Annotated in this window: 27 protein-coding genes and 1 pseudogene; 1 reads left to right on the plus strand and 27 read right to left on the minus strand. The window is 41.3% G+C overall.

The window, feature by feature from the left end:
* Positions 1–6: 6 nt before the first annotated feature.
* The 20 genes and pseudogenes from pstA to HMPREF9965_RS05920 all read right to left on the minus strand — a co-directional run bounded on the left by pstA (position 7) and on the right by HMPREF9965_RS05920 (position 14,840).
* Positions 7–891 carry a phosphate ABC transporter permease PstA gene (gene pstA, locus HMPREF9965_RS05830; protein WP_000543056.1) on the minus strand — a complete coding sequence of 295 codons (885 nt, stop codon included), beginning with the start codon at positions 889–891 and terminating at the stop codon, positions 7–9.
* Positions 881–1,798 (minus strand): phosphate ABC transporter permease subunit PstC, encoded by a 918-nt coding sequence (pstC, locus tag HMPREF9965_RS05835; protein ID WP_001070952.1) that lies wholly within the window; start codon positions 1,796–1,798, stop codon positions 881–883. Before pstC ends, pstA begins: the two co-directional genes overlap by 11 nt.
* Positions 1,798–2,676, minus strand: coding sequence for a phosphate ABC transporter substrate-binding protein PstS (locus HMPREF9965_RS05840; RefSeq protein WP_000746355.1), 879 nt, complete (start codon positions 2,674–2,676; stop codon positions 1,798–1,800). The genes pstC and HMPREF9965_RS05840 overlap by 1 nt, the downstream gene beginning before the upstream one ends.
* A gap of 213 nt (positions 2,677–2,889) precedes the next feature.
* Positions 2,890–4,194, minus strand: coding sequence for an RsmF rRNA methyltransferase first C-terminal domain-containing protein (locus HMPREF9965_RS05845; RefSeq protein WP_001160242.1), 1,305 nt, complete (start codon positions 4,192–4,194; stop codon positions 2,890–2,892).
* Complete coding sequence (locus HMPREF9965_RS05850; protein WP_000448239.1) at positions 4,195–4,968, minus strand: inositol monophosphatase family protein; 774 nt, start codon at positions 4,966–4,968, stop codon at positions 4,195–4,197.
* Complete coding sequence (locus HMPREF9965_RS05855) at positions 4,958–5,236, minus strand: UPF0223 family protein (protein WP_001041959.1); 279 nt, start codon at positions 5,234–5,236, stop codon at positions 4,958–4,960. The genes HMPREF9965_RS05850 and HMPREF9965_RS05855 overlap by 11 nt, the downstream gene beginning before the upstream one ends.
* Complete coding sequence (locus tag HMPREF9965_RS05860) at positions 5,237–5,638, minus strand: Spx/MgsR family RNA polymerase-binding regulatory protein (protein WP_000631261.1); 402 nt, start codon at positions 5,636–5,638, stop codon at positions 5,237–5,239.
* Positions 5,639–5,836: 198 nt separating this feature from the next.
* Positions 5,837–6,457, minus strand: a complete 621-nt coding sequence (locus tag HMPREF9965_RS05865) for a TIGR01906 family membrane protein (protein WP_000850615.1) — start codon at positions 6,455–6,457, stop codon at positions 5,837–5,839.
* Complete coding sequence (locus HMPREF9965_RS05870) at positions 6,447–7,220, minus strand: TIGR01457 family HAD-type hydrolase (RefSeq protein ID WP_000323526.1); 774 nt, start codon at positions 7,218–7,220, stop codon at positions 6,447–6,449. The genes HMPREF9965_RS05865 and HMPREF9965_RS05870 overlap by 11 nt, the downstream gene beginning before the upstream one ends.
* Before the next feature lie 10 nt (positions 7,221–7,230).
* Positions 7,231–7,968, minus strand: coding sequence for an acyl-[acyl-carrier-protein] thioesterase (locus HMPREF9965_RS05875; RefSeq protein WP_000524787.1), 738 nt, complete (start codon positions 7,966–7,968; stop codon positions 7,231–7,233).
* Positions 7,969–7,972: 4 nt separating this feature from the next.
* On the minus strand, positions 7,973–9,103 hold the full coding sequence (hemW, locus tag HMPREF9965_RS05880) for a radical SAM family heme chaperone HemW (RefSeq protein WP_001170086.1): 1,131 nt from the start codon (positions 9,101–9,103) through the stop codon (positions 7,973–7,975).
* A 73-nt stretch (positions 9,104–9,176) separates the two neighbouring features.
* Positions 9,177–9,575 (minus strand): YtxH domain-containing protein, encoded by a 399-nt coding sequence (locus HMPREF9965_RS05885; RefSeq protein WP_000517392.1) that lies wholly within the window; start codon positions 9,573–9,575, stop codon positions 9,177–9,179.
* Positions 9,576–9,590: 15 nt separating this feature from the next.
* Complete coding sequence (locus HMPREF9965_RS05890; protein WP_000895035.1) at positions 9,591–9,974, minus strand: DUF948 domain-containing protein; 384 nt, start codon at positions 9,972–9,974, stop codon at positions 9,591–9,593.
* Positions 9,975–10,763, minus strand: a complete 789-nt coding sequence (gene lgt / locus HMPREF9965_RS05895) for a prolipoprotein diacylglyceryl transferase (RefSeq protein ID WP_000609723.1) — start codon at positions 10,761–10,763, stop codon at positions 9,975–9,977.
* Complete coding sequence (gene hprK / locus HMPREF9965_RS05900; RefSeq protein WP_000115188.1) at positions 10,756–11,691, minus strand: HPr(Ser) kinase/phosphatase; 936 nt, start codon at positions 11,689–11,691, stop codon at positions 10,756–10,758. Before hprK ends, lgt begins: the two co-directional genes overlap by 8 nt.
* Positions 11,692–11,821: 130 nt before the next feature.
* Positions 11,822–11,995: pseudogene (gene rpsU / locus HMPREF9965_RS0102320) on the minus strand (30S ribosomal protein S21); the annotation flags it as partial.
* Positions 11,996–12,091: 96 nt separating this feature from the next.
* On the minus strand, positions 12,092–12,649 hold the full coding sequence (locus tag HMPREF9965_RS05905; protein ID WP_000695597.1) for a hypothetical protein: 558 nt from the start codon (positions 12,647–12,649) through the stop codon (positions 12,092–12,094).
* 126 nt (positions 12,650–12,775) lie between these two features.
* Positions 12,776–13,396, minus strand: a complete 621-nt coding sequence (locus HMPREF9965_RS05910; RefSeq protein ID WP_000811171.1) for a Type 1 glutamine amidotransferase-like domain-containing protein — start codon at positions 13,394–13,396, stop codon at positions 12,776–12,778.
* Between the two features lie 13 nt (positions 13,397–13,409).
* Positions 13,410–14,027, minus strand: a complete 618-nt coding sequence (locus HMPREF9965_RS05915) for a class I SAM-dependent methyltransferase (RefSeq protein WP_004243386.1) — start codon at positions 14,025–14,027, stop codon at positions 13,410–13,412.
* Between the two features lie 105 nt (positions 14,028–14,132).
* Positions 14,133–14,840, minus strand: a complete 708-nt coding sequence (locus tag HMPREF9965_RS05920; RefSeq protein WP_000864605.1) for a glucosamine-6-phosphate deaminase — start codon at positions 14,838–14,840, stop codon at positions 14,133–14,135.
* A 147-nt stretch (positions 14,841–14,987) separates the two neighbouring features.
* On the opposite strand from HMPREF9965_RS05920, the gene queA reads away from it, so the two are divergent.
* Positions 14,988–16,016 carry a tRNA preQ1(34) S-adenosylmethionine ribosyltransferase-isomerase QueA gene (queA, locus tag HMPREF9965_RS05925; protein WP_025170825.1) on the plus strand — a complete coding sequence of 343 codons (1,029 nt, stop codon included), beginning with the start codon at positions 14,988–14,990 and terminating at the stop codon, positions 16,014–16,016.
* A 61-nt stretch (positions 16,017–16,077) separates the two neighbouring features.
* On the opposite strand, the gene HMPREF9965_RS05930 is transcribed toward queA, so the two are convergent.
* The 7 genes from HMPREF9965_RS05930 to HMPREF9965_RS05960 form a co-directional block, all read right to left on the minus strand.
* Positions 16,078–16,779, minus strand: a complete 702-nt coding sequence (locus HMPREF9965_RS05930) for a B3/4 domain-containing protein (protein WP_000864840.1) — start codon at positions 16,777–16,779, stop codon at positions 16,078–16,080.
* Between the two features lie 13 nt (positions 16,780–16,792).
* Entirely contained in the window at positions 16,793–17,245 is a 453-nt protein-coding gene (locus tag HMPREF9965_RS05935; protein WP_000055212.1) for a MarR family winged helix-turn-helix transcriptional regulator, read from the minus strand.
* A gap of 89 nt (positions 17,246–17,334) precedes the next feature.
* A complete protein-coding gene (locus tag HMPREF9965_RS05940; RefSeq protein WP_000759525.1) occupies positions 17,335–18,219 on the minus strand; it encodes a YihY/virulence factor BrkB family protein in 885 nt (294 codons plus the stop codon).
* A 35-nt stretch (positions 18,220–18,254) separates the two neighbouring features.
* A complete protein-coding gene (locus HMPREF9965_RS05945) occupies positions 18,255–20,309 on the minus strand; it encodes a cation:proton antiporter (protein ID WP_000173518.1) in 2,055 nt (684 codons plus the stop codon).
* Positions 20,310–20,320: 11 nt separating this feature from the next.
* Entirely contained in the window at positions 20,321–20,575 is a 255-nt protein-coding gene (locus HMPREF9965_RS05950) for a hypothetical protein (protein WP_000361095.1), read from the minus strand.
* Entirely contained in the window at positions 20,568–21,125 is a 558-nt protein-coding gene (locus tag HMPREF9965_RS05955; protein WP_000828407.1) for a tRNA (mnm(5)s(2)U34)-methyltransferase, read from the minus strand. Before HMPREF9965_RS05955 ends, HMPREF9965_RS05950 begins: the two co-directional genes overlap by 8 nt.
* A gap of 1 nt (position 21,126) precedes the next feature.
* Positions 21,127–22,065, minus strand: coding sequence for a TIGR01212 family radical SAM protein (locus HMPREF9965_RS05960; protein ID WP_004243360.1), 939 nt, complete (start codon positions 22,063–22,065; stop codon positions 21,127–21,129).
* Positions 22,066–22,070: the final 5 nt, after the last annotated feature.

Here is a 22,070-nt window from a genome sequence, read left to right on the forward strand (position 1 = left end):
TCTCCTTTAGGCAGCGGTTAATTTCTTGTGTAAATAGCTTCCGAGTTTGCGAGCCCCAAAGTTAAAGATTAAGATAAAGATGAGGAGCACCGCGGCAGAACCAGCTGATACGATGGTAGAATCAGGAATGGTTCCTTCACTGTTGACCTTCCAAATGTGGACAGCCAAGGTTTCTGCTTGACGGAAGATTGAGATAGGGCTGGTAACACTAAGGATATTCCAGTTAGACCAGTCAAGGGCTGGAGCGGATTGTCCTGCCGTATAGATAAGAGCGGCGGCCTCACCAAAGATACGGCCAGATGCTAAGACAACACCCGTTACGATACCTGGAAGAGCTTCTGGAATGACGACATGGACCACAGTCTCCCAACGTGAAATTCCAAGGGCCAGACCAGCCTCACGTTGCGTATGGTGAACGTGTTTTAAACTGTCCTCAACATTTCGAGTCATCTGAGGGAGGTTAAAGACCGTCAAGGCTAAGGCACCTGAAATGATTGAAAATCCATACTCAAACTGGACTACAAAGATCAAGTAACCAAAGAGACCCACAACGACTGATGGTAGAGAAGACAAAATCTCAATACAGGTACGAATAAAATTAGTCACAGGTCCTTTTTTGGCATACTCAGCTAGGAAAACGCCAGCTCCCATAGACAGGGGAACAGAAATGATTAAGGTAATGACCAAAAGGAAGAAGGAATTGTAGAGCTGAATCCCGATACCCCCACCTGCTTGATAAGAGGAGGATTTCCCAGTCAAGAAGGACCAAGAGATATGAGGTAACCCTCTCACCAAGATATAGAGAATCAAAGATGCCAAAATGGTCACGATGATACCCGCGATGGTATAGAGGACAGCTGTTGCAAGTTTATCTAATTTCTTAGCGTGCATAGTTTTTCTTTCCTCTTTCTTTCGTAATCAATTTAATCACACTGTTAAAGGCCAAACTCATCAAGAGTAAGACTAAGGCCAGTGACCAGAGAACGTTATTATCAACCGTTCCCATGACGGTATTTCCGATCCCCATAGTCAATACAGATGTCAATGTCGCAGCTGGTGTTGTTAGCGAGGTTGGGATAACTGCTGAGTTTCCGACCACCATCTGAATAGCAAGAGCTTCACCAAAGGCACGCGCCATCCCAAAGACCACTACAGTGAAAATACCTGAACGTGCTGCTTTCAAGGTCACACGCCAGATGGTTTGCCAACGAGTGGCTCCCATAGCCAAACTGGCTTCACGGTAATGACGAGGAACAGCACGCAAGCTATCTGTTGTCATAAAGGTTACAGTTGGTAGGATCATGACAAAAAGAACGAAAATCCCTGACAAGATCCCAAAACCAGTTCCACCAAAGACGCTACGAACAAAAGGCACCACAACTTGCAAACCGATAAATCCATAGACGACTGAAGGAATACCGACGAGGAGTTCAATGGCTGGTTGCAAGATTTTTGCACCCTTTGGTGAGACTTCGGTCATAAAGACTGCCGCACCAATAGCAAAGGGTGTTGCGATGAGGGCTGATAAAATCGTCACAATAAAGGAACCCAGAATCATTGGAAGGGCACCAAATTGTTTCCCTGAAGGATTCCAAGTTTGTCCAAAAAGGAAATCAAAGATGTTGACCCCATTGACAAAGAAGGTCGATAAGCCTTTTTGGGCTACAAAAATCAAAATCATGGCCACAATGATAACAATCAAAGAAAGGCAGGTGAAGGTCAAACCTTTACCAAACTTCTCAAGGCGAGAGTTCTTTGAAGGAGAGAGTAATTTTTTAGATAATTCTTCTTGATTCATTATTGACCTCCTTCTACTGCTGTAACGGTACCTGAAGCATCCTTTTGGACTTTCATTTCATTGATAGAGATATAGCCCATGCCCTTAACAATTCCAGTTTGGGCTTCGTCTGAGAGGATGAATTTTAAAAATTCAGCTGCCAACTCATTTGGCTGACCAAGTGTGTACATATGTTCATAAGACCACAAAGGCCAGTTGTTGGTCGTTACATTTTCAGACGTAGGTTCATAGCCATTCAGTTTCATGCTTTTCACGGACTCATCTACATAGGCAAAGGCTAGGTAAGAAATGGCTCCTGGAGTTTGGGAGACAATCGACTTGACCATCCCATTAGAATCCTGTTCTTGGCTCTGCATAGCTGCCTGACCATTCATTACGACATTGTCAAAGGTTGCTCGCGAACCCGAACTTGCTGCTCGGTTGATGATTGAAATAGCTAAGTCTTTGCCCCCAACTTCTTTCCAGTTAGTCACTTCACCAGTAAAGATTTTACGAAGTTGCTCAATTGTCAGATCTTCAACAGCCACTTCTTTGTTCACAATTACAGCGAGACCTGCTACTGCAACCTTATGATCCACAAGCGCTGAAGCATCAATTCCATCTTTTTCCTCAGCAAAAACGTCAGAGTTGCCAATATCTACAGCTCCAGACTGCACCTGAGAAAGTCCTGTTCCCGAACCTCCACCTTGAACGTTAACTGTTTTTCCGATATTTTTTGAACCAAATTCGTCTGCTGCGGCTTCGACCAGAGGCTGAAGGGCAGTTGAACCGACGGCTGTCATGGTTTCTCCACGATCAATCCAGCTTGCACATCCTACTAGAGAACCTGCCAGCAAAAGAGTCGCAAGAGATAGGACGAGCTTTTTTCTTTTTTTCACTATTTTTCTCCTTGAACATAATGATGAATGTTCTGATATCTTTCAGTTCCTATCATTTCAATCAGTGATGATAAGATTTGGTTTACGATTTATAGGCTGGAAGCCCCCTCGGGGACCAGTCAGTTCATCACATAATATAAGTAAAAATGAAAGGCTATCAGAAAAAACTCATACTTCCAATATAACATAGAATAGATTCTTTGACTAGCTTTTTCACTTGAATCTAAGCCCTTTTGGATAATAATTTTTCAAAACATTTCCCGTTACCTTGGCAAAGCCTAGTCCGTTACCTTGAACCACAACTTGATACCATCCATTTGGTAGACTTTCAGCTAGCTGCACAGTCTCGCCAGCCACATATTTCACAAAGTCCTCATCATTGATTTCGACACTTTGTAGTACTTGACTTGGTTTTAAGGCTAATCCCAGAGCAAAGCTTGGTTCGAAGCGTTTCTTCTTAAAAGTACCCAGATGAAGTCCATTTCGGGCAATTTTGAGTTTCCCTAGATCAGGTAACATCTCTGGCAAGAGATAGAGTTGGTCTCCAAAGGTCTGCAAGATACCAGTTAAGGACGTTTTGAGATGTTTTTGGGCAAATTCTTGCCACAAAGCCAGTTGCTCACGACTGAGATTGTTCTTGCTAGCCTTGAATTTAGGTGCTGGGTTTTGTCCCTTAAACTGCAGGTGGGCAACAAACTGGCCTTCTCCCTTGAAATGATGAGGATACATCCGAGCCGTTTCAGGAAGGTCAATTCCTGCTACCATACCATTCACATGCTTGACTGGAAGCAGTTCAAAATCATAAGTATCCAGCAACCAGTGGACGATTTCTTCATTTTCCTCAGGTGACCAGGTACAGGTCGAATAGATCAAACGACCACCTTCTGCAAGCATAGTCACTGCGTCTCCTAAGATTTCTTTTTGGAGACTAGCACATTGGCTCGGATAGTCGAGGTTCCAATAGTCCATGGCATCTGGTTGTTTACGGAACATCCCCTCACCCGAGCAAGGGGCATCAAGGACAATCACATCAAAATAACTTTTAAAGACCTTGGCCAAGCGGTCAGCAGATTCGTTGGTTACAACAACATTTGTCGCTCCAAATCGCTCCATATTTTCCACTAAAATTTTAGCACGCTTGCTTGAAATTTCGTTGGAAACAAGGACTCCCTGATTAGCCAGATAAGCTGCTAGTTGCGTGGATTTTCCACCTGGTGCTGCCGCCAAGTCCAAGACCTTCATACCAGGACTTGGTTGAGCCACCTGGGCCACCATTTGGGCTGCAGGCTCTTGCGAATAAACGAGACCGGTCGCGTGCTCTGGTAACTTTCCAGAAACCTTACCATAATGCCCCCAAGGTGTATTGGGAATCGTATCTGCAAAAGATAACTGACTTTCTTTTAAGGGATTGACCCGAAAAGCCGAAACTGCTTCTTGTTTAAAAGAGGCAAGAAAGTCTCTTGCCTCATCTTCTAGTATCGCTTCATATTTTTCAACAAATCCTTCTGGAAATTGCATTTAGTTCTTTTTCCTTTCGTAGATATAAGACTGAATCTCTTCTTGCATCTCGATTGGCACCATCATGACAGGCTGGCGCGTTTTAAAATCAGCGGGCTCACCTGATACTGTAAGAAGACGATAACCCAGACTTTCCCCTAAGATACTGGCTGCAGCGTAATCCCATGGCTGCAAGTAGGTAATATAAGTCAGAAGGCGACCCGATAAAACCTTGGCAAAACTAATGGCCGCACTGCCGTAAACACGGACTCCCAACGCTGCTCGCCCCAAATCCGCCAAGCCCCACTCATTGGTTTCAAACATACCTGAGTTACCGGCAACTAAAAATTCTTGAAGAGGCTTCTTTTTAAAAGTCGGTAAGGGCTCATTATTACGATAGGGAGGAAAGGCACCACCACCATGGTAACAATCACCTTTCATAACATCATAAATGACGCCAAATTTGCCCACACCATCCTCAAAATAGGCCAACATAACAGCAAAATCTTCCTGCTGGGCGACAAAGTTATTGGTACCGTCAATGGGATCAATCACCCAAACGGAGCCTTGACCGACTGCAGCACGTAAACAGCCCTCTTCCGCGCAAATCAAGTCCTCAGGATAGGAGGACTTGATCCGATCAACCAAGAGATCCTGAACCTCCTTATCCAAACGCGTCACCAAGTCTGTAGGCGAAGACTTGCGCTTAACCTGCAAATCTTCTTGCATGTGAGCCAAAATATAGGCAGCAGCTTCCTGCACAATCTGCTTGGCAAATTCAAATTTAGTTTCCAAGAGAAATCTTCCCTTCTCTTTTTTCTTTTGCTAATTGAACTGCATGATAGAAGGAATAACCGCTAGCCGTCTCAAATTCGCGACCTAGGCGTTTTTCTTCACTTTTGCTCGGGACCACAGACTTAAATTCCTTATAGGAATCTAGCAGTTTCTTAGCCTCTACCTTGTCTTCATAGGCAGCTTCAACATCATTAAAAAAAGAAAGCACTGAAGCAAGTTCTTCAGTGCTCCACGACAAATCTAGTGGGTAACTATACTGTTTGTTCATCTATCCAATACCAGCTCTCAATGTTGCTTCTTTCAATTCTTGTTTACGGTAACTACGAGGGAGAAAAGCACGAATCTCATCTTCATTAAAACCGATCTGCATGCGTTTGGTATCTATAATAATTGGGCGACGCAAAAGACTAGGATATTGCTCAATCAACTGAAGCAACTCCGATACCGAAATACTCTCTACATCAATATCCAATTTTTGGAAAATTTTTGAACGAGTTGAAATGATGTCATCAGTACCATTTTCGGTCAAGGAAAGAATGTGTTGCAATTCTTTTCTTGTTAAAGGACTGGTCATAATATTATGCTCTTGAAAGGGCACCTTATGCGTCTCTAACCAGGCCTTTGCCTTACGACATGATGTACAGCTCGGTGATAAAAATAGTGTAATCATGCTTTTCTCTTCTTTATCTATACTTTGCTATTCTTATTATACAAAAAAATAAAGCGCTTGACTAGCAATTTCTAGAAAAAAGCCTATTTTTTTTCTAGAAAAATAGACTGTATGCGAACGAATTACTCAATTCCAATGAAGTTAATTCACTCCTCGTAAGAATTTTTAACTTCATCTCTGTTTTATCAATGCAACACATTAAAGTATTCTACGACTTTTCAAATAAAGAAAACCAAAGAAACTTTCATAGAGTCCAAAGAAGAGAAGGAAAGCATGGAGGAAGAAGGTCTCTGGTAAAATCAAAATAACTGGATCCTTTGCGGGATCAAAAAGCCAGGTATCATCTCCCACAAAGAGAATCTGATGGAAAAGAGTAAAGAATTGCTCAAAACCAATCAAAACTCCCACAAGCCCAATGACTAGAGGCAATAACACTAGGGTCAGGATACTTTTACGATATAGGGGCAGAAAGCCTTTTTTTACAATATTTTTAACAAAGAAATAGAAACTTGGCAGTGTCACCAATGTGACTAGCTGAACCAAGTGAAAGAGGTTCTTCACCACCGCAAAGTGGTGCAGGCCTGCCGCTGAAGAACGAAAATCCGGCATCTCTAAGACCTGACTAAAAGGATTGGTCAGGTAATTCATCAAGATATGAAAGTTATACAGAATGGTTTCTCGCTTTAGAAAGACACGATCCGTTAAATTCAGCCACTCAATCTCCAAAGGATAGAAAATCCAAGCCAGATAAATAGTCAGTAGGATAGAAAGGGAGAGGAGAAAGAGCATACTTCCCCAAAAGGTCAGTTTAGTTTTCATCAAAATTCCACTCCGCAAGGCTAGAAAGGACATGAGTTGGTGCGATAGGCAGATCAGCCACTTCTTCTGCTTTGGTGAAACCTGTTGTCACTAAAAGCGTTGGAATGCCATTGTCAATCCCTGCTCGGATATCTGTCAGGTAGTTATCCCCAACCATGAGCAATTCTTCTCTTTTCAAACCTAAGTGCTCAACTGCCTTGTCCATAATGATAGCATTTGGTTTTCCAATATAAACTGGTTTCACTCGTGTTGCCACTTCAAGCAGAGTTACAAGTGAACCAGCACCAGGCAAAAGACCACGTTCCGTCGGGATATTGAGGTCTGGATTGGTTCCGATAAAGTGAGCCCCCTTTTGAATGGCTAGAGTCGCCGTCGCAAATTTTTCATAATCGACTTGCCAGTCCAGTCCAACGACCACATAGGCTGGATTTTGCTTGTCTTCGACATAACCTGCTGCCTGAATGGCATTCTTGAGCCCAGCTTCTCCGATGACATAGACCGTCTTTTCCAGTCCCAAGTCATTCATATAGTCGATGGTTGCCAGAGTTGCTGTATAAACAGTTGATAGAGGCGTGTCGATATTAAAATTCTCAGCCAGCATCTCTTGAACACTCTCAGGAGTACGAGTTGTGTTATTAGTCACAAAGAGATAGGGAATCTCTCGCTTTTGCAATTCATGCACAAAAGCCTCACCTGCCGGAATTCGATCTTTCCCCTTGTAAATAGTCCCGTCTAAATCAATTAAATAACCTTTATAAGCCATATCGTCCTTTCTAATTCGCTTCAATTTCTTGCCACGTAATCATAGCTTGGGCATTAATCTCGCCATCACTGATAATCTCATGCTTACTTTCTAGTCCCTTGAGTTCATAAGCTGAAGCAATCATGCCACCTGGTCGCACTTCTTTGACATATTTGAGATTGATTTTCTTTGGAATATACTTGGTCAAAAAATCTGGTCCCATGACTTCAAAAATCCAATCCAGATATTTGCTGTTATTGACATGACCATTCATATCCAAGTCGTAAAAACGAACATGGTAGTCTTTACTGATCGGATCTTCTAGATTTGCATACTTTGGCCCACGGATGAGTTTTTTATCAAACTCAGACTGATAAGGAGCAACAATCTCCGGTTCGACAGCATGAACTTTACGACTGTCTCTGTCCATAAGAACAAAGGTTGCTACCATGCGAATGATTTCTTGACCTGCTTCATCATAAATAGTGAAACGGCGGTAGCAAAAAAGACGATTGTAAGTCAACGCTTCTGTTTCAATCGTAATCTCTTCAGCAAAGCGAGGCAAGCGAACCACGTCAATCGCATAGTCTGTAATAATCCAGACTAAATTGTAACGTTCTAACATATCCTTGTCGCTAACTCCCAGCTCAATTGACTGCATACCTGATACTTGCAAGGATAGCAAAATCACATCTGGAAGTTTGATATGACCGTTCATATCCGCCATATCAAAAGGAATTTTCATTTTCATTTGATAAGTTAAGCCCATTGTTCTACTCCAAAATAAATCGTTCTGCTACAGTGTCTCCCAAAAAGAGACCTCTCTTTGTCATTCGGACACGATCACCGTCGATCTGCATAAGACCTTGTTGAACCAAGTCCTTGACAATTTCTCCATAAAGTCCATCAAAGGACCGTCCGAATTTTTCCTCAAATCGTGCCATGGAAACCCCAGATTTTTTCCGTAGACCTAGGAACATTTCTTCTTCCATCTGCTCCCTTAGACTCAGGTGTTCTTCTGTAATCCGAGCATTTCCTGCCTCTACTGCGTTGAAATAGTGGCGAATCGGACCATGATTTTTATAACGTACCCCGTTCACATAACCTGAAGCACCTGCACCGATACCATAATACTCAGCATTGTCCCAGTACATGAGATTGTGGCGACTTTCAAATCCAGGCTTGCAGAAATTCGAAATCTCATAATGCTCAAAACCAGCTCGCTCAAGCTCTGCGATGATGTACTCAAACATCTCCGCTTCTAACTCTTCCTTGGGTAGGGGCAATTTCCCACGTCTCATGCGGTTCATAAAGACCGTATGATTTTCCAAAATCAAGCTATAAAGACTCATATGAGGAATATCAAGCGAGATAGCCTTAGCTACATTGTCCTTGACCTGAGCCATAGTTTGACCTGGAAGAGCATAGATTAGGTCGATGGAGATATTGTCAAAACCAGCCAATTTGAGGCGGTCGATATTTTCATAAATATCCTTCTCCAAGTGACTACGCCCAATCTTTTTCAGCATTTTGTCATCAAAAGTCTGCACACCTAAGGAAACACGATTGACTGGCGACTGTTTCAAAACCGCAATTTTATCCGCATCTAAGTCTCCTGGATTAGCCTCAATGGTCAACTCTTCCAAGACAGACAAATCTAGGTTTTTAGTCAAGCCATCCAGAAGCACTTCTAATTGCGGAGCTGACAAAGCCGTTGGCGTCCCACCTCCAATGTAGAGGGTTCGTAACTTTTGGATATCATAAGAACGAAACTCTTCTAGCAGATGCTCCAGATAACTATCTACTGGTTGATTCTTGATAAAAACTTTTGAAAAGTCGCAATAATAACAAATCTGTGTGCAAAAGGGAATATGCACATAGGCGGACGTTGGTTTTTTCTGCATAGTATTTATTATACCACAAAGACAGACTTGCAGATAAAAATCACCATCTCCAAAAACCAGAGATGGTGATACTTTATACTTCAGTAATATCGATGATGATTTCTTCTTGGTCTTCAGCAACGTCTGAAGTTGCTGACTGTTCTTGCCACTGCTCCTTGAGATTGTTAAAGGTTTCCTTTGACGCTTCTGTCGCTTGTCGAGCACATGTTTTGGCTTGGTCAAGGACACTATCAAAAGTGATTTCACCAGATTCTACTTGTTCCTTTGTTTTCAGCACAAAATCCGTTGCCTGTTCCTTCACTTCAGTTAGTTTCTCACAAACCTGCTCTCTAGCATATTCTGGATCTTCTCTCAAATCATCTAGAAAATCCTGAGCTTGACTACAAACTTGCTTGCCCTTGTCACTCGTCAAAAACAAAGCAAGAGCAGCACCAGAAACCGTTCCTAAAAGGATTGAGGATAGTTTTCCCATAAGATTTCTCCTTTTTTATTTTTTGAAAATTTTACTTGCGAAACGAAGAGCGGACAAGCTTGCACCTGTTTTAATGGTCTTTGAACCAGCTGATGAAGCTTTTTTACCTAAAACACGGGCATGTTGGTTGAGATCAGATACTGACTCTGACAAGTCCGCTACAGCTGTAAAGAGTGGGTCGATCGTCGCAACCTTAACATTGATATCGTCTACCAAGACATTAACTTTTGCCAACAATTCATTGGTCTGATGTAAAGTAACATCTACATCTGAAGACAAGGTTTTGATGGTTTTCTCCGTCTCCTCAATCATTCGACCTGCTTTTTGAATGGTGATCGTCAGATAGACTAAACAAACGATCAAAGCAATCGCAACAAGAATATAGGCAACTTCTAACATTTAGTTTTCCTCCTCAGTATGATAGAAAGGGGCTTTCTTTCGATTTTGGTAAAGTATGATGTAAACACCTAGTCCAATGAGGACAACTGATAACCATTGGGACACTCGCAGTCCAAAGAACATAAGACTATCTGTTCGCATTCCTTCTATGATCATACGACCAAAACCATACCAAATCAAGTAGAAAGCAGTGATATGACCACGTCTGATTCCCTTTAATTTTCTTCTAAAAATCAGAATCAAAGCAAATCCAACCAGATTCCAAACCGACTCGAATAGGAAGGTCGGCTGACGGTAGCTACCGTCAATGTACATCTGATCACGAATGAAGCCTGGCAAATAATCCAGACTATCTACAGCTGCACCGTAGGCTTCTTGGTTAAAGAAATTCCCCCAGCGCCCTAAACTTTGGGCAACCATGACGCTCGGTGCTGCAATATCTAAGAAATCCCAAGTATTGATGAGTTTTCTATCCGCAAAGATATAAAGGACAATAGCTCCCGCTATCAAACCTCCATAAATGGCCAAACCTCCATTCCAGATGGCGATGATTTCACCTGGATTTTGAAGATAATAATCTAAGCGAAAGAGTACGTAGTATAGTCTAGCACCTAAAATCGCAACTGGAAAAGCAATCAGGATAAAATCCAAAATATCATCTGACAGGATTTTCTTTTTAGGAGCTTCTTTCATGGCAAGATAGACAGCCAAGACCAATCCAGCCACAATACACAAAGCATACCAACGAATGGAAAAAGGACCGATTTCAAATGCAACTGGATTAATCATCTTTCACCTCATTTTTGGAGATGAGATTAGTCAAGCGTTCTTCAAATAAACGCGTCGCATCAAAGCCCATTTCCTTAGCGCGATAGTTCATAGCTGCCGCCTCAATAACAACAGAGATATTGCGTCCTGTTTTTACTGGGATACGGATACGCGGAATCGTTACACCAGAAACTTCTAGTTCTTCGGCATTGTTTCCTAGACGATCAAAGGTCTTATGGGTATCATAATTTTCCAAGTAAACAGCCAACTGAACTTGTGAAGAATCTTTTACAGCGCTTGCTCCGTAGAGACTCATCACGTCAATAATACCCACTCCACGAATCTCAAGTAAATGCTTCAATATTTCAGCGGGCTCTCCCCAAAGAGTCATTTCATCCTTAGCAAAGATATCCACACGGTCATCTGCTACCAAACGGTGTCCGCGTTTCACAAGCTCAAGACCTGTCTCACTCTTACCGATACCACTATCCCCTTGGATCAAGACACCCATGCCATAGATGTCCATCAAGACACCATGCACACTCGTACGTTCAGCTAAACGGGAATCAAGGTAGCTAGATAACTCTCCAGATAAACGACTGGTTGATGTTCGACTGGTTAAAATCGCAATCTTACATTCTCTAGCAGCTTTCAACATTTCTTCTGGCACTACCAAGCCACGAGCAACGATGACAGCAGGTGTTTCAGGTAGAAACATTTTCTTCAAAACTTGATAACGGTTATGGGCAGGCATGGCGACCAAATAGGACCACTCCTTCATCCCTAACAGTTGAATCCGTTCTGGAGTATAGTAATCAAAATAGCCCGTCATTTCAAGACCTGGTCTCATAATGTCCGCAGTGTTGATTTCCTTTTCAAGTAACTCGCCTTCACCATAGACAATATCTAGTCTGAGCTTTTCAATGACATCTCTTACTAAAACCGACATAATTTCCTCCTTCAATCGAGTTCTCCCTACTATTATATCAAATTGTAGAAGTAAATTTCCTTTTTTTGCAGGATTTACAGTATTTATTTAAAAATAAAAAGACTAGATTTCTCTAGCCTTTCATTTCAAATTAGAATTTTTTACGTTTACGAGCTGCTTCTGATTTACGTTTACGTTTTACAGAAGGTTTTTCATAGAATTCACGTTTGCGTGTTTCTTGAAGAGTACCAGCTTTAGTAACCGCACGTTTGAAACGACGAAGTGCATCGTCAAGAGATTCATTCTTACGTACTACTGTTTTAGACTATTTTTTTCACTCCCTTCAAGTTCAAGATCTATTCCATTTTACACACAAAGTGAATAATTGTCAAGAGAAAGCGACCATAAACTTTTATTATTTTTACTTTCTTCTTTTGAAGATGAAATAAATCACTAAGATGCAGAGAATCAAGCCCAAAATCGCTGGTTTCACAATTGATATGCCACTTCCTCCACTAAATAAAAGACTATGGGCAACCTTCAGAAACGCTCCAATTACTACCGTTGCTAATAATCCATACCAACGTCTACTCCATGTTAAGGATATAATCGCCGTAAAAAATGCTAGAATCATCGCCAGAATGATAATTTTTTCAATACTCCATCCACTCGTTAAATAAGTCTTCTCAAAATTCAAAAATTCAATTACTTTTACATCAACTATTTCCGGCTTTGGGAACCAGAACATACTAGTGAATAAGCAAAATATAGAAAAGAAAATCAGGCTATAGGATTTTTTATAAGCTCCCATTACGATTGGAATAATAAAGAGAGGGCGAATATACCAACTCAGAGTATTCTGGTGTCTAGTAAATGCCCACTCAAAAAAGCTCGTATCTGATAAAAAAACGACAATGATAGCAATCGTTAGAAACAAGAAAATAACCCCACCTATTTTATCTAGCGTTTTTATTTTCATAACTTTTCTCTCCTTGAATTCGTAAAATTAATTCATCCATAGCAAATTCTCGCTAAGTGAGTTATCAACCTCTAATCATTTTAGTGGCAAAATATTAATGTTCTTCCAACCACACCTTTATTATCTTTATTCTATTGTTAAGATATCTATTTGTTCATCGTTAACGATAATTGCTTGGTGGTTATGAAGCGGTAGCAATTCAAGCTGCTTTTTATACATTTCAAAGGTCTTTTTGCTACTATCAGTAAAAGGTTCCTCACCATAATGTGGAAGGATGTAAAAATCCACTTCATCCAATCCCGCTGTATCAGATAACTCTTTCGCTACCGTCTTGTCATCCATGAGTTTATTGTAGTCAATATCCTTGGCTGTAATGATAGCTCCTGCTGATTCTCCCACATAGACCAGCCCATCTCTTATTTGCTCTTTGATAAGAGATAGGAGTTGTTTTTTCTTTAATTCTTGTAATAAATAAAAGGTATTCCCGCCTGAGATATAAAGAATCTTGCTTTGGAAAATCTTTGCCTGAGCAGTTTCTCGATCACAAGAAGCAATATCTAGAACCTCTATCTCAAATCCTAAATCCCTGAATGTTTGCTGAGCCTCATCGATATAGGCAGCATAGTCCTCTTTGTTCCCAGCGGTAGGAATAAATAAAACCTTATTTTCTAGATTCTTTTCCTTTGCATAATCGCTAAAAAGCTTTTTGACTCCAGCAAAGTATGAACATAAAAATAATTGTTTCATGATTGTACCTCCATTAATGTTTAACAATTTTATAAAGGATCCATGATCCCTTTCTTTGACTAGTTACGAGCTCAAGCCCTACTGATAACAAGAATCGTCTAAATGCTTCTTCGCTTTGGACATCTGGTAAAAAGTAAGACAACTTGTTATACTCACAAGCCAGTAAGAGCATCCCGTCTGATTTGAGTATCCTTCGAAGTTCCATAAAAGAGGCCTCTAGGTCCCGCCAATGAAAATGAGTTTGAAAAGCTGTAATCAAATCGAAACTTTCATCAGAAAATCCTGTCTCCCTAACGTCTCTTCGTTCAAAATTTAGATCAGTCATCTCTATATGTTTGGCTTGAGCTATTGCAGTATCTGAAATATCGATTCCAGTTATGGTACTTTGCGGAAAGGTTTCTTTCAGTAGGATGGTTGAACGACCATTACCAACTCCTACATCTAAGATTACAGGGTAACATATTCTATCCATATGACGAATTGCCCATACAAACATGGGGAGATAGGCTCTATTCCACAATTTCATCATTCGTTTTCCTAGAAAGCCCGAAGGGTTCTTTGATTGCTGAATGAGACGAGAAAACAGTAACATTAAAAGTAAAAAACAAATAAAACCGATTATATAAATCAAAGTTCGAGTCTCCCCTGTATAGCTATATTATACCACTTTAGCAGGATAGTGAACATTTGAAGTAAAAAACCACTCACTCCAAAGAGCAAGTGGTTCTTGTAATTTTTATTTTTCAAGTAAGCTGAGCGCTGCTGCATCTGCGATAATAGTCACATCAGGGTGGTTTTGGAGGCTACTTGCTGGTAGACTTTCAGTTACTGGGCCTGATACTGTTCCAGCGATGGCTTCTGCTTTTGACTCACCATAAGCAAAGAGAATAATTGACTTGGCATCTAAGATATTTTTAATCCCCATTGAAATGGCTTGAGTTGGAACGTCTTCAATCTTGTCAAAGAAGCGAGCATTGGCTTCGATAGTAGATTGATCAAGTTCTACTAGATGCGTTTGACTGTCAAATGGAGTGCCTGGTTCGTTAAAGCCGATATGTCCATTGCGACCGATTCCTAAAATTTGGAGATCAACTGGATGATCAGCCAAAATTTGGTTGTAGCGTTCCACTTCAGCTTCAGCATTGTCCTTAATCCCACGGGGTAAGAAGCTTTCTTTAAATGGTTTTTGGTTGAATAAGTGTTCTTGCATAAAGTAACGGTAAGACTGTGGATTGTCCCCATCAAGCCCTACATACTCATCGAGGTTTACACTGGTTAGATTTGAAAAATCAAGGTCACTCTCAACGATTTCCTTGTAAAATTCAAGCGGGCTACTTCCTGTCGCAAGTCCTAGAGTCTGAGCACCATTGGCCAATTTTTCCTTCAAAATCTCAAAAGCTACTTTTCCACCTTCGACTTGATTTTCAACTTTTATAACTTTCATTTTATATCCTCCATATTTCTATATTTATTATATGGTATAGACCAATTTTTGTCAAGTGAAAACGATTTAATTTCCAAAAAAAGAGCGTCCAAACTTGAAACGTGTTATAATGGATAAGATTAGAAGTTAGAAAGAATGATGAAAAAAATGAATACAGCTGATTTTGATTTCCACTTGCCAGAGGAATTGATTGCCCAAACGCCCCTTGAAAAACGAGATGCCTCCAAACTCCTCATCGTAAACCGAGAAACGGGAGAATTTCAGGATAAGCACTTCCACTCCATTATCGATATGCTGGAACCTGGAGATGCTCTTGTCATGAACGACACCCGTGTTCTCCCTGCCCGCCTCTATGGTCAAAAAGAGGAGACAGGAGGCCATGTGGAACTTCTCCTTCTCAAAAATACTGCTGGTGATGAGTGGGAAGTCCTAGCCAAACCTGCCAAACGCCTCAAGGTCGGTACTCGTGTCAGCTTTGGTGATGGTCGTCTCAGCGCTATCGTTACGGAGGAATTGACACACGGTGGCCGCATTGTCCGCTTTGAATACCAAGGAATTTTCCTAGAAGTTTTGGAAAGTCTAGGTGAAATGCCATTACCGCCTTATATCCATGAAAAACTAGATGACCGTGAACGCTATCAAACGGTCTACGCTAAGGAAAGTGGCTCTGCTGCTGCACCGACTGCTGGACTGCACTTCACCAAAGAACTGCTAGCAGAAATCCAAGCCAAGGGTGTCCATCTAGTCTATCTCACTCTGCACGTCGGACTCGGAACTTTCCGACCCGTTTCTGTTGACAATCTGGACGAACACGAAATGCACTCCGAATTCTACCAACTTTCTGAGGAAGCAGCTGCCACCCTTCGCTCTGTTAAGGAAAATGGAGGTCGCGTCATCGCTGTAGGAACCACTTCTATCCGCACACTGGAAACCATCGGTTCCAAGTTTAATGGGCAAATCCAAGCAGATTCTGGTTGGACCAATATCTTTATCAAACCTGGTTACGAATGGAAGGTCGTGGATGCTTTTTCAACCAACTTCCACCTGCCCAAATCAACCCTCGTCATGTTGGTTTCTGCCTTTGCAGGCCGTGAATTAGTCTTAGATGCTTACCACCATGCTATTCAAGAACGCTACCGTTTCTTCAGTTTCGGTGATGCCATGTTTATCTATTAAAAATAGCTCCGTCATTTCTTTAGGAAATTTTATTCCTAAGAGATGACGGGGCTATTTCTGTTTAAAGTGTAATTTCTGGGGACTCAGAAGTTAAATGAATCAGTTTGCCTTGAACACCAAAGTAGTCTTTTACCAAGTCCTGTAATTCTTCCATGGCAGCCCGAGCACGTCTTGCCTGTTCTGCATTAATCGCTTCAATCACTAAGACAGCATCTTTTGTCGCTTCTGTCAGCATGGTTCTCTGCGCCTCTCTCCAGTTGAGACAGCGACAAACCGCTCCCTCATCATCATAATAGATCAGCTCTTCTGGAAGTGCAGGAGCATCGTTTTCAGCTCCTAGTGGAAAGAAAGGTTCTCCTCCCTTGGCCTGACCAAGATGAAGATTGCCTACAATCTTGTTCACATCTTCGCCACCACAGGGAACAGCATAAGATAGAGAGACACTATTATAGATGTCTACTAAGGGATTGATGGGATTAAACTCTCTTCCCTGACTGACCCTTTTAAGCAGAGCTTCTATAGAAGAGCGTGCTCCCTTTTTCGTTTTGAACTTGCTGAAAGCCTGACGCCATTCTTGAATGACATCATTCTGAGTAAAATTCTCATCCGAAATGAAATCCTCAGCTCGTTTAGCTCCCTTATCTAGCAAGGTTTTGAAATAGGGATCCTCATCAACTGTATTATCTAATCCCTTTACTACTAAAACGCTAATCTGTGCTTCTGGAAACAAGCTCCAAAATTCATTTTCAACGATAACTTTCATCTTTCACCTCTTATTATAAATAATTTCTTTTCTGGCCTTTTTTGACCATATCCCAATCACTTGTAATATTTTTTCTAACCCGAATTAGTAGGCTCTCCAGTTTCCTGGCCTCTTCCCTGGAAAATCCTTTTAGGGCAGAATTCTCTGAATAGTGATGTTCAGCAAGGATAAAAGGATAAAGTGCCTCTCCTTTTTCAGTGACAAACCACTCCTTATTTTTCCGATTATCCACAGCTTCTCTTTGCTCTATCAATCCCTTTTCTTCCAGTTTTTTAACGGAACGGGCAACTGTTGAGCGATCAACCTTTAGCAAATCTGATAAAGTTTCTTGAATAATCCCTGGATTCTCCTTGATTCGTACTAAATAAAGATATTGCCCACGAGCTAGTTCAATATCACGAAACTCAATATTAGCAATAGAATCTAGGGCACGGGCTATAACTCCGATTTCGCGTAATAACGACATATTTCCTCCTCTCACATCTATGATGATAGAATAGCACATTTTTGTTGCAAATGCAACAAAAAGACGCTTTGAAAACAAAGCGTCTTTTTTTATTCTCCATTCTTTAAAATGAATGTATTATCACGAAACTTTGGATCCTTCAAACTCTGCACACTGGCATTGATAACAGCTCCGATAATCAAAATCTTTGCGATGAGAATAAACCAAAACATCATGACTACAACGATAATGGAACTGAAAAATCGGACATCGACCAAATGGTTGACATAGTTATTGAAATAGACAGAAAAGATATTCAACAGAAAGACAAGCGTCAGCAAAACGAAGATACTACCAGGAAAAACGTAGCGAATACGAGGGACTCTAACATTTGGAAGGAAATAGTAGAGCATGACCAAGATGGCAAAGAGCAAGGCATAAATCAAAGGGCCTGTAAAGTCCTGTAGATAATCAAAGAAAGGACTGTCTGATTGCCAGTAAGTTTTGAGCAAGTTGAGCAACATACGCCCAAACATACTCAAAAATAAGGCTAGAGCAAAAAGAATTTGCAAGCCAAAGCTGACGAGTAAACTCATGAGTTGATGGGAGATAATTCCTCGGCTCTTAGCCACTCCATAGGCCTTATTAAAGGCTTTTTGGAGGAAATCCATTGATTTCGAAAAGGTCCAAAGTGCAGACAATACGGCAAAACTCAGCAAACCAGTCGATGGTTGAGTCAGGACTTCTCGGACAATCTTTGCGACCACATCATAGACTGTATCTGGTACAAATTCCTTGATGGTGAGCAAAAAATTTGAAATCGGAATTTGAAAATAGGGCAAGATATTGACCACTATCATCAGCAAGGGAAAGATTGAAATCAACCAATAGTAGGCAACCGCAACACTGGTCAGTTCACTATCGGAAGCTTGATAAAAATGTAAAAAAGCTTTCAACAAGGGCCGTTCCATCAGCTCTTTCCACCACTTTTTCATGTTGCGATCCTCCTAATACAAGTTGATTTTCTAAACTAATTTCTTCTGACTAATTCCATCATATCATAGGGCAGGGTATTTGCGGCTTCTTTTAGAGAATAATTCTCAAGATTATTGACATTTTGTCGTAATTTCTTGGCATACTTGGTTGTAATCAATTTCTTCTCTTCGTATTCAAAGATTAACTTACGTTCTAGGTAGTAACCTCTTAGCATTTCATCGATATTGTTTGGTTTGATACGAGTGATAACACGTTCGACAAAGGCACCACTTCCGATAATGGCCGTCTCGCGTAGACGAGACTCTTGCATAAAGCTAATCAGACTACTCTTGTAGATTCCTTTTAGGTTTTCCAAACTTTCGATAATCAACTCCGTATTCTCCAGATAGAGTTCAGATATTTGATCATAGTCAATAGCTCGAAGTCGACGTTGCTCCTTGTCATTCCAACTCCGAAAGGTCTGGCCAAAGGTCAGTAATTCATGCAGGACAAAACGCAAGATACGGAGCGATACAAGGAAGTAATATGTTAGGCGGGAAGCCACCTTTCGATTGATGCTTTGCTCCATATTTTTCAAATAGCGTTGGTAAACTTGATAACCACGCTCACCGATTTTCCCTTCCTCGTAAGCCTGCTCTAAACCATCGCTTTCGATGCTCAAGATGAGGAGTTTTAAAGCCTCCCAGTCCTCTTGGGCGCTTTTATTTTCTTGACTAAGGATTAGGTTTTCAATTCGACCGTGATAATTATCAATAGCCGCATAAAGGGGGAGTTTGTTCTTATGCCCTTCCAATTCTTTTTCTAACTCTCCTGTGACCTCATTTAAAATTGCAATGTGCATGAGGTAATCCTTGGTTTCTTCTTGCTCCTCGGAAAGGTGGGGAAGAACTAAGAGACCTGTTAGAAAGCTTAATAGAGTGACACCCGCTACAAGGAAAAGTAAGAGGGGATACTCCTGCTCTAGATTACTAGGTATAAGAAGAATGGTTGCAATAGAGACTGTTCCTTTAACACCAGAGAAGGTTAAAAGGAGCATATCCTTCGTGTATTTACGGAGACTTTTCTTGAGGCGGCGTGTTCTCCAAACATAGAAGCCATAAATCATGACAAAACGAATGGCAAAAAGTAAGAATGTCAGCAAAACAACCGATACTAATAGTAGTAAGGGGCTATAAAGGGGATTAGTCAGGATAGGTTCTGCTATCATTTCCAATTCCATCCCCAAGATGACAAAGACAGATCCATTGAGCATAAAGGTCACGGTATGCCAAACAGTATCTGTAACAGTATCTACCTGAGCTTCGAGGAGTGTAATTTTCTTGAAACGACTGGCCTTCAAAATGCCTGCAACTACGACTGCGATAATCCCTGAAACATGGATTTCTTCAGCGATAAAGAAGGTCATGAGAGGCAAACTCAGTTCAAGCAAGAGTTCACTCGCTATATCAGTCGCTCGCACACTCAGTAAAAATGTATGCAAGAAACGATTGATCATAGCCGTCACAAAACCGACTACAAAACCACCAAGGATTGAAAGTGCTAGGGAAGTCCCAGCCTGGCTGAGAGAAAAAGCACCTGTTGTCCAGGCAGCCAGAGCCACTCGAAAGGCTACCAAGCCAGAAGCATCATTTAAAAGTCCTTCTCCTTTGAGAATATTGGATACCCGCTTTGGAAAACTAAAACGCTCAGAAAGAGAAGCAAAGGCTACCAAATCAGTCGGACCAAGCGCTGCCCCAACAGCCAAACAGGCAGCTAAAGGAAGGCTCAGCCAAAGGAAATGAGCCAAGGCTCCCAAACTCAAGGTCGAGATGAAAATTACTGGAAAGATTAAGTAGACAATGATGCGCCAGTGTTTTAAAACAGATGTAATATCGGCTTCTTCTGCCTCTCGGAAAAGTAAGGGGCCAATAACCATGGCCAGAAACAGCTCTGTATTGAGATGAAAGTCAGTATTGGGCAAAAAGAGACCAATGCCAAGTCCAAAAAGGATTTGTACTAGGGGGAGGGGCAAAAAAGGCAGAAGTTTATTGGTCGTAGTTGAAACGATTAAGACTAATAAAAATAGAATCAGGTAAATTAGTAGTGTCATCTAGCCCCTCCTTAGTCTTTTTTACAGCAAAATTCAAACATCTCCTTCTGCTCTTGGATTTTCTGATCAATCTTGGAACAGTCTTTGTGCTCTATTTTTTTCTGGCACCGTTCCATTTCAAGAGCCACTAACTTTTTCTTGATTTTGAGCATTTTCTTGCTCATATGTGCTTCGTCAAGCACCCCGACTGCTCTCTCGTGATGCGTTGACTCAACAAAATTTTGGCGCATAGCCTCTAATTTCTCACGTAGGTATTGCTTATCCATGTCTATACCTTTCTAATTTCTCAATCATAACTAAAAACGGTGGATTGTTGACTTGGTTGAGAGTCCGATAAATGGCAGCTGTATACTCTTGTTGGTTCAACTGGCTAACAAAATCCAACACGGCATCCCTCTCGGTGTCGCCTCCCTCATGACCATAGTAAATCATAATGGCAATCCGTCCTCCTTTGATAAGCAACTGACACAGCTTCTCTAAAGCTTCAATAGTAGTCTGAGGTTGAGTGATGACGGATTTGTCAGCAGAAGGCAAATAACCCAGATTAAAAATTCCTGCCTTAGCTTTTGTCACAAACTGGTCGAGTGTCTCATGCCCTTGCAAAATCAACTGGACATTTTCTAAACCTGCCTCATTTAAACGATCTTGGGTTTTCTCCAATGCTTGCTCTTGGATATCAAAGGCATAGACTTGCTTGGCTAACTTGGCTAAAAAAAGGGTATCATGGCCATTGCCCATGGTCGCATCCACTGCAATATCCTCTTTTGTCACAACTTCAGCTAAAAAATCATGTGCCATCTCAAGTGGTCTTTTCATTTTAAAACTCCTGTTTTACAGCCTTGCATCCTTGCACACTTCCACGACGGCGCATCTCAGTTTCAATAGCATTTAGCACTTCCCATTTATTGAGGCTCCACATGGGACCAATCAACATATCTCTAGGCGCATCTCCCGTGATTCGATGGATGACGATATGCTTTGGAATGATTTCCAGTTGGTCACAAACGACCTGGACATACTCATCCTGACTCATCAGTTGCAAGCGTCCTTCGTGGTAATCTCGCTGCATCCGTGTATTGGTCATGAGGTGAAGCAAGTGCAGTTTAATTCCTTGAATATCATTATCCCTAACACAGCGACGGACATTTTCAATCATCATCTCATGAGTCTCACCGGGCAAACCATTGATCAAATGGGAAACAATCTCAATCTTGGGATATTTCCTCAAACGCTTGACCGTTTCCACATACAATTCATAAGAATGAGCACGGTTAATCAGGTCAGAGGTTGCTTCAAAGGTGGTCTGCAAGCCCAATTCTACCGTCACATGCATGCGATCCGATAACTCAGCCAAATATTCGATGGTTTCATCGGGTAAACAGTCTGGCCGTGTTCCGATATTGATCCCTACTACACCTGGCTCGTTGATAGCCTGCTCATATCGCTCCCGAATTACCTCTACTTTTTCATGGGTGTTGGTAAAGTTTTGGAAATAAACTAGATACTTTTTAACATCTGGCCATTTGCGATGCATAAAGTCAATTTCCTTATAAAATTGATCACGGATAGGGGCATCCGGTGCCACGATGGCATCTCCAGAACCAGAAACTGTACAAAAGGTACAGCCCCCATGAGCCACAGTTCCATCGCGATTTGGACAGTCAAATCCCGCATCGATAGGAACTTTAAAAGTCTTTTCTCCAAAAAGTTTTCGATAATAATCATTCAAGGTACTGTAAGATTTCATAACTTTCATTATAA

The organism is Streptococcus mitis bv. 2 str. SK95, from assembly GCF_000222705.1.
GTDB lineage: Bacteria > Bacillota > Bacilli > Lactobacillales > Streptococcaceae > Streptococcus > Streptococcus mitis_AY.

Bases quoted from the DNA above. Each gene is read 5' to 3' on its own strand.
- pstA (WP_000543056.1), bottom strand. From the start codon at position 891: ATGCACGCTAAGAAATTAGATAAACTTGCAACAGCTGTCCTCTATACC.
- pstC (WP_001070952.1), bottom strand. From the start codon at position 1,798: ATGAATCAAGAAGAATTATCTAAAAAATTACTCTCTCCTTCAAAGAAC.
- HMPREF9965_RS05845 (WP_001160242.1), bottom strand. From the start codon at position 4,194: ATGCAATTTCCAGAAGGATTTGTTGAAAAATATGAAGCGATACTAGAA.
- HMPREF9965_RS05855 (WP_001041959.1), bottom strand. From the start codon at position 5,236: ATGAACAAACAGTATAGTTACCCACTAGATTTGTCGTGGAGCACTGAA.
- HMPREF9965_RS05860 (WP_000631261.1), bottom strand. From the start codon at position 5,638: ATGATTACACTATTTTTATCACCGAGCTGTACATCATGTCGTAAGGCA.
- HMPREF9965_RS05865 (WP_000850615.1), bottom strand. From the start codon at position 6,457: ATGAAAACTAAACTGACCTTTTGGGGAAGTATGCTCTTTCTCCTCTCC.
- HMPREF9965_RS05870 (WP_000323526.1), bottom strand. From the start codon at position 7,220: ATGGCTTATAAAGGTTATTTAATTGATTTAGACGGGACTATTTACAAG.
- HMPREF9965_RS05875 (WP_000524787.1), bottom strand. From the start codon at position 7,968: ATGGGCTTAACTTATCAAATGAAAATGAAAATTCCTTTTGATATGGCG.
- hemW (WP_001170086.1), bottom strand. From the start codon at position 9,103: ATGCAGAAAAAACCAACGTCCGCCTATGTGCATATTCCCTTTTGCACA.
- HMPREF9965_RS05885 (WP_000517392.1), bottom strand. From the start codon at position 9,575: ATGGGAAAACTATCCTCAATCCTTTTAGGAACGGTTTCTGGTGCTGCT.
- HMPREF9965_RS05890 (WP_000895035.1), bottom strand. From the start codon at position 9,974: ATGTTAGAAGTTGCCTATATTCTTGTTGCGATTGCTTTGATCGTTTGT.
- lgt (WP_000609723.1), bottom strand. From the start codon at position 10,763: ATGATTAATCCAGTTGCATTTGAAATCGGTCCTTTTTCCATTCGTTGG.
- hprK (WP_000115188.1), bottom strand. From the start codon at position 11,691: ATGTCGGTTTTAGTAAGAGATGTCATTGAAAAGCTCAGACTAGATATT.
- HMPREF9965_RS05905 (WP_000695597.1), bottom strand. From the start codon at position 12,649: ATGAAAATAAAAACGCTAGATAAAATAGGTGGGGTTATTTTCTTGTTT.
- HMPREF9965_RS05910 (WP_000811171.1), bottom strand. From the start codon at position 13,396: ATGAAACAATTATTTTTATGTTCATACTTTGCTGGAGTCAAAAAGCTT.
- HMPREF9965_RS05920 (WP_000864605.1), bottom strand. From the start codon at position 14,840: ATGAAAGTTATAAAAGTTGAAAATCAAGTCGAAGGTGGAAAAGTAGCT.
- queA (WP_025170825.1), top strand. From the start codon at position 14,988: ATGAATACAGCTGATTTTGATTTCCACTTGCCAGAGGAATTGATTGCC.
- HMPREF9965_RS05930 (WP_000864840.1), bottom strand. From the start codon at position 16,779: ATGAAAGTTATCGTTGAAAATGAATTTTGGAGCTTGTTTCCAGAAGCA.
- HMPREF9965_RS05935 (WP_000055212.1), bottom strand. From the start codon at position 17,245: ATGTCGTTATTACGCGAAATCGGAGTTATAGCCCGTGCCCTAGATTCT.
- HMPREF9965_RS05940 (WP_000759525.1), bottom strand. From the start codon at position 18,219: ATGAAAAAGTGGTGGAAAGAGCTGATGGAACGGCCCTTGTTGAAAGCT.
- HMPREF9965_RS05945 (WP_000173518.1), bottom strand. From the start codon at position 20,309: ATGACACTACTAATTTACCTGATTCTATTTTTATTAGTCTTAATCGTT.
- HMPREF9965_RS05950 (WP_000361095.1), bottom strand. From the start codon at position 20,575: ATGGATAAGCAATACCTACGTGAGAAATTAGAGGCTATGCGCCAAAAT.
- HMPREF9965_RS05955 (WP_000828407.1), bottom strand. From the start codon at position 21,125: ATGAAAAGACCACTTGAGATGGCACATGATTTTTTAGCTGAAGTTGTG.
- HMPREF9965_RS05960 (WP_004243360.1), bottom strand. From the start codon at position 22,065: ATGAAAGTTATGAAATCTTACAGTACCTTGAATGATTATTATCGAAAA.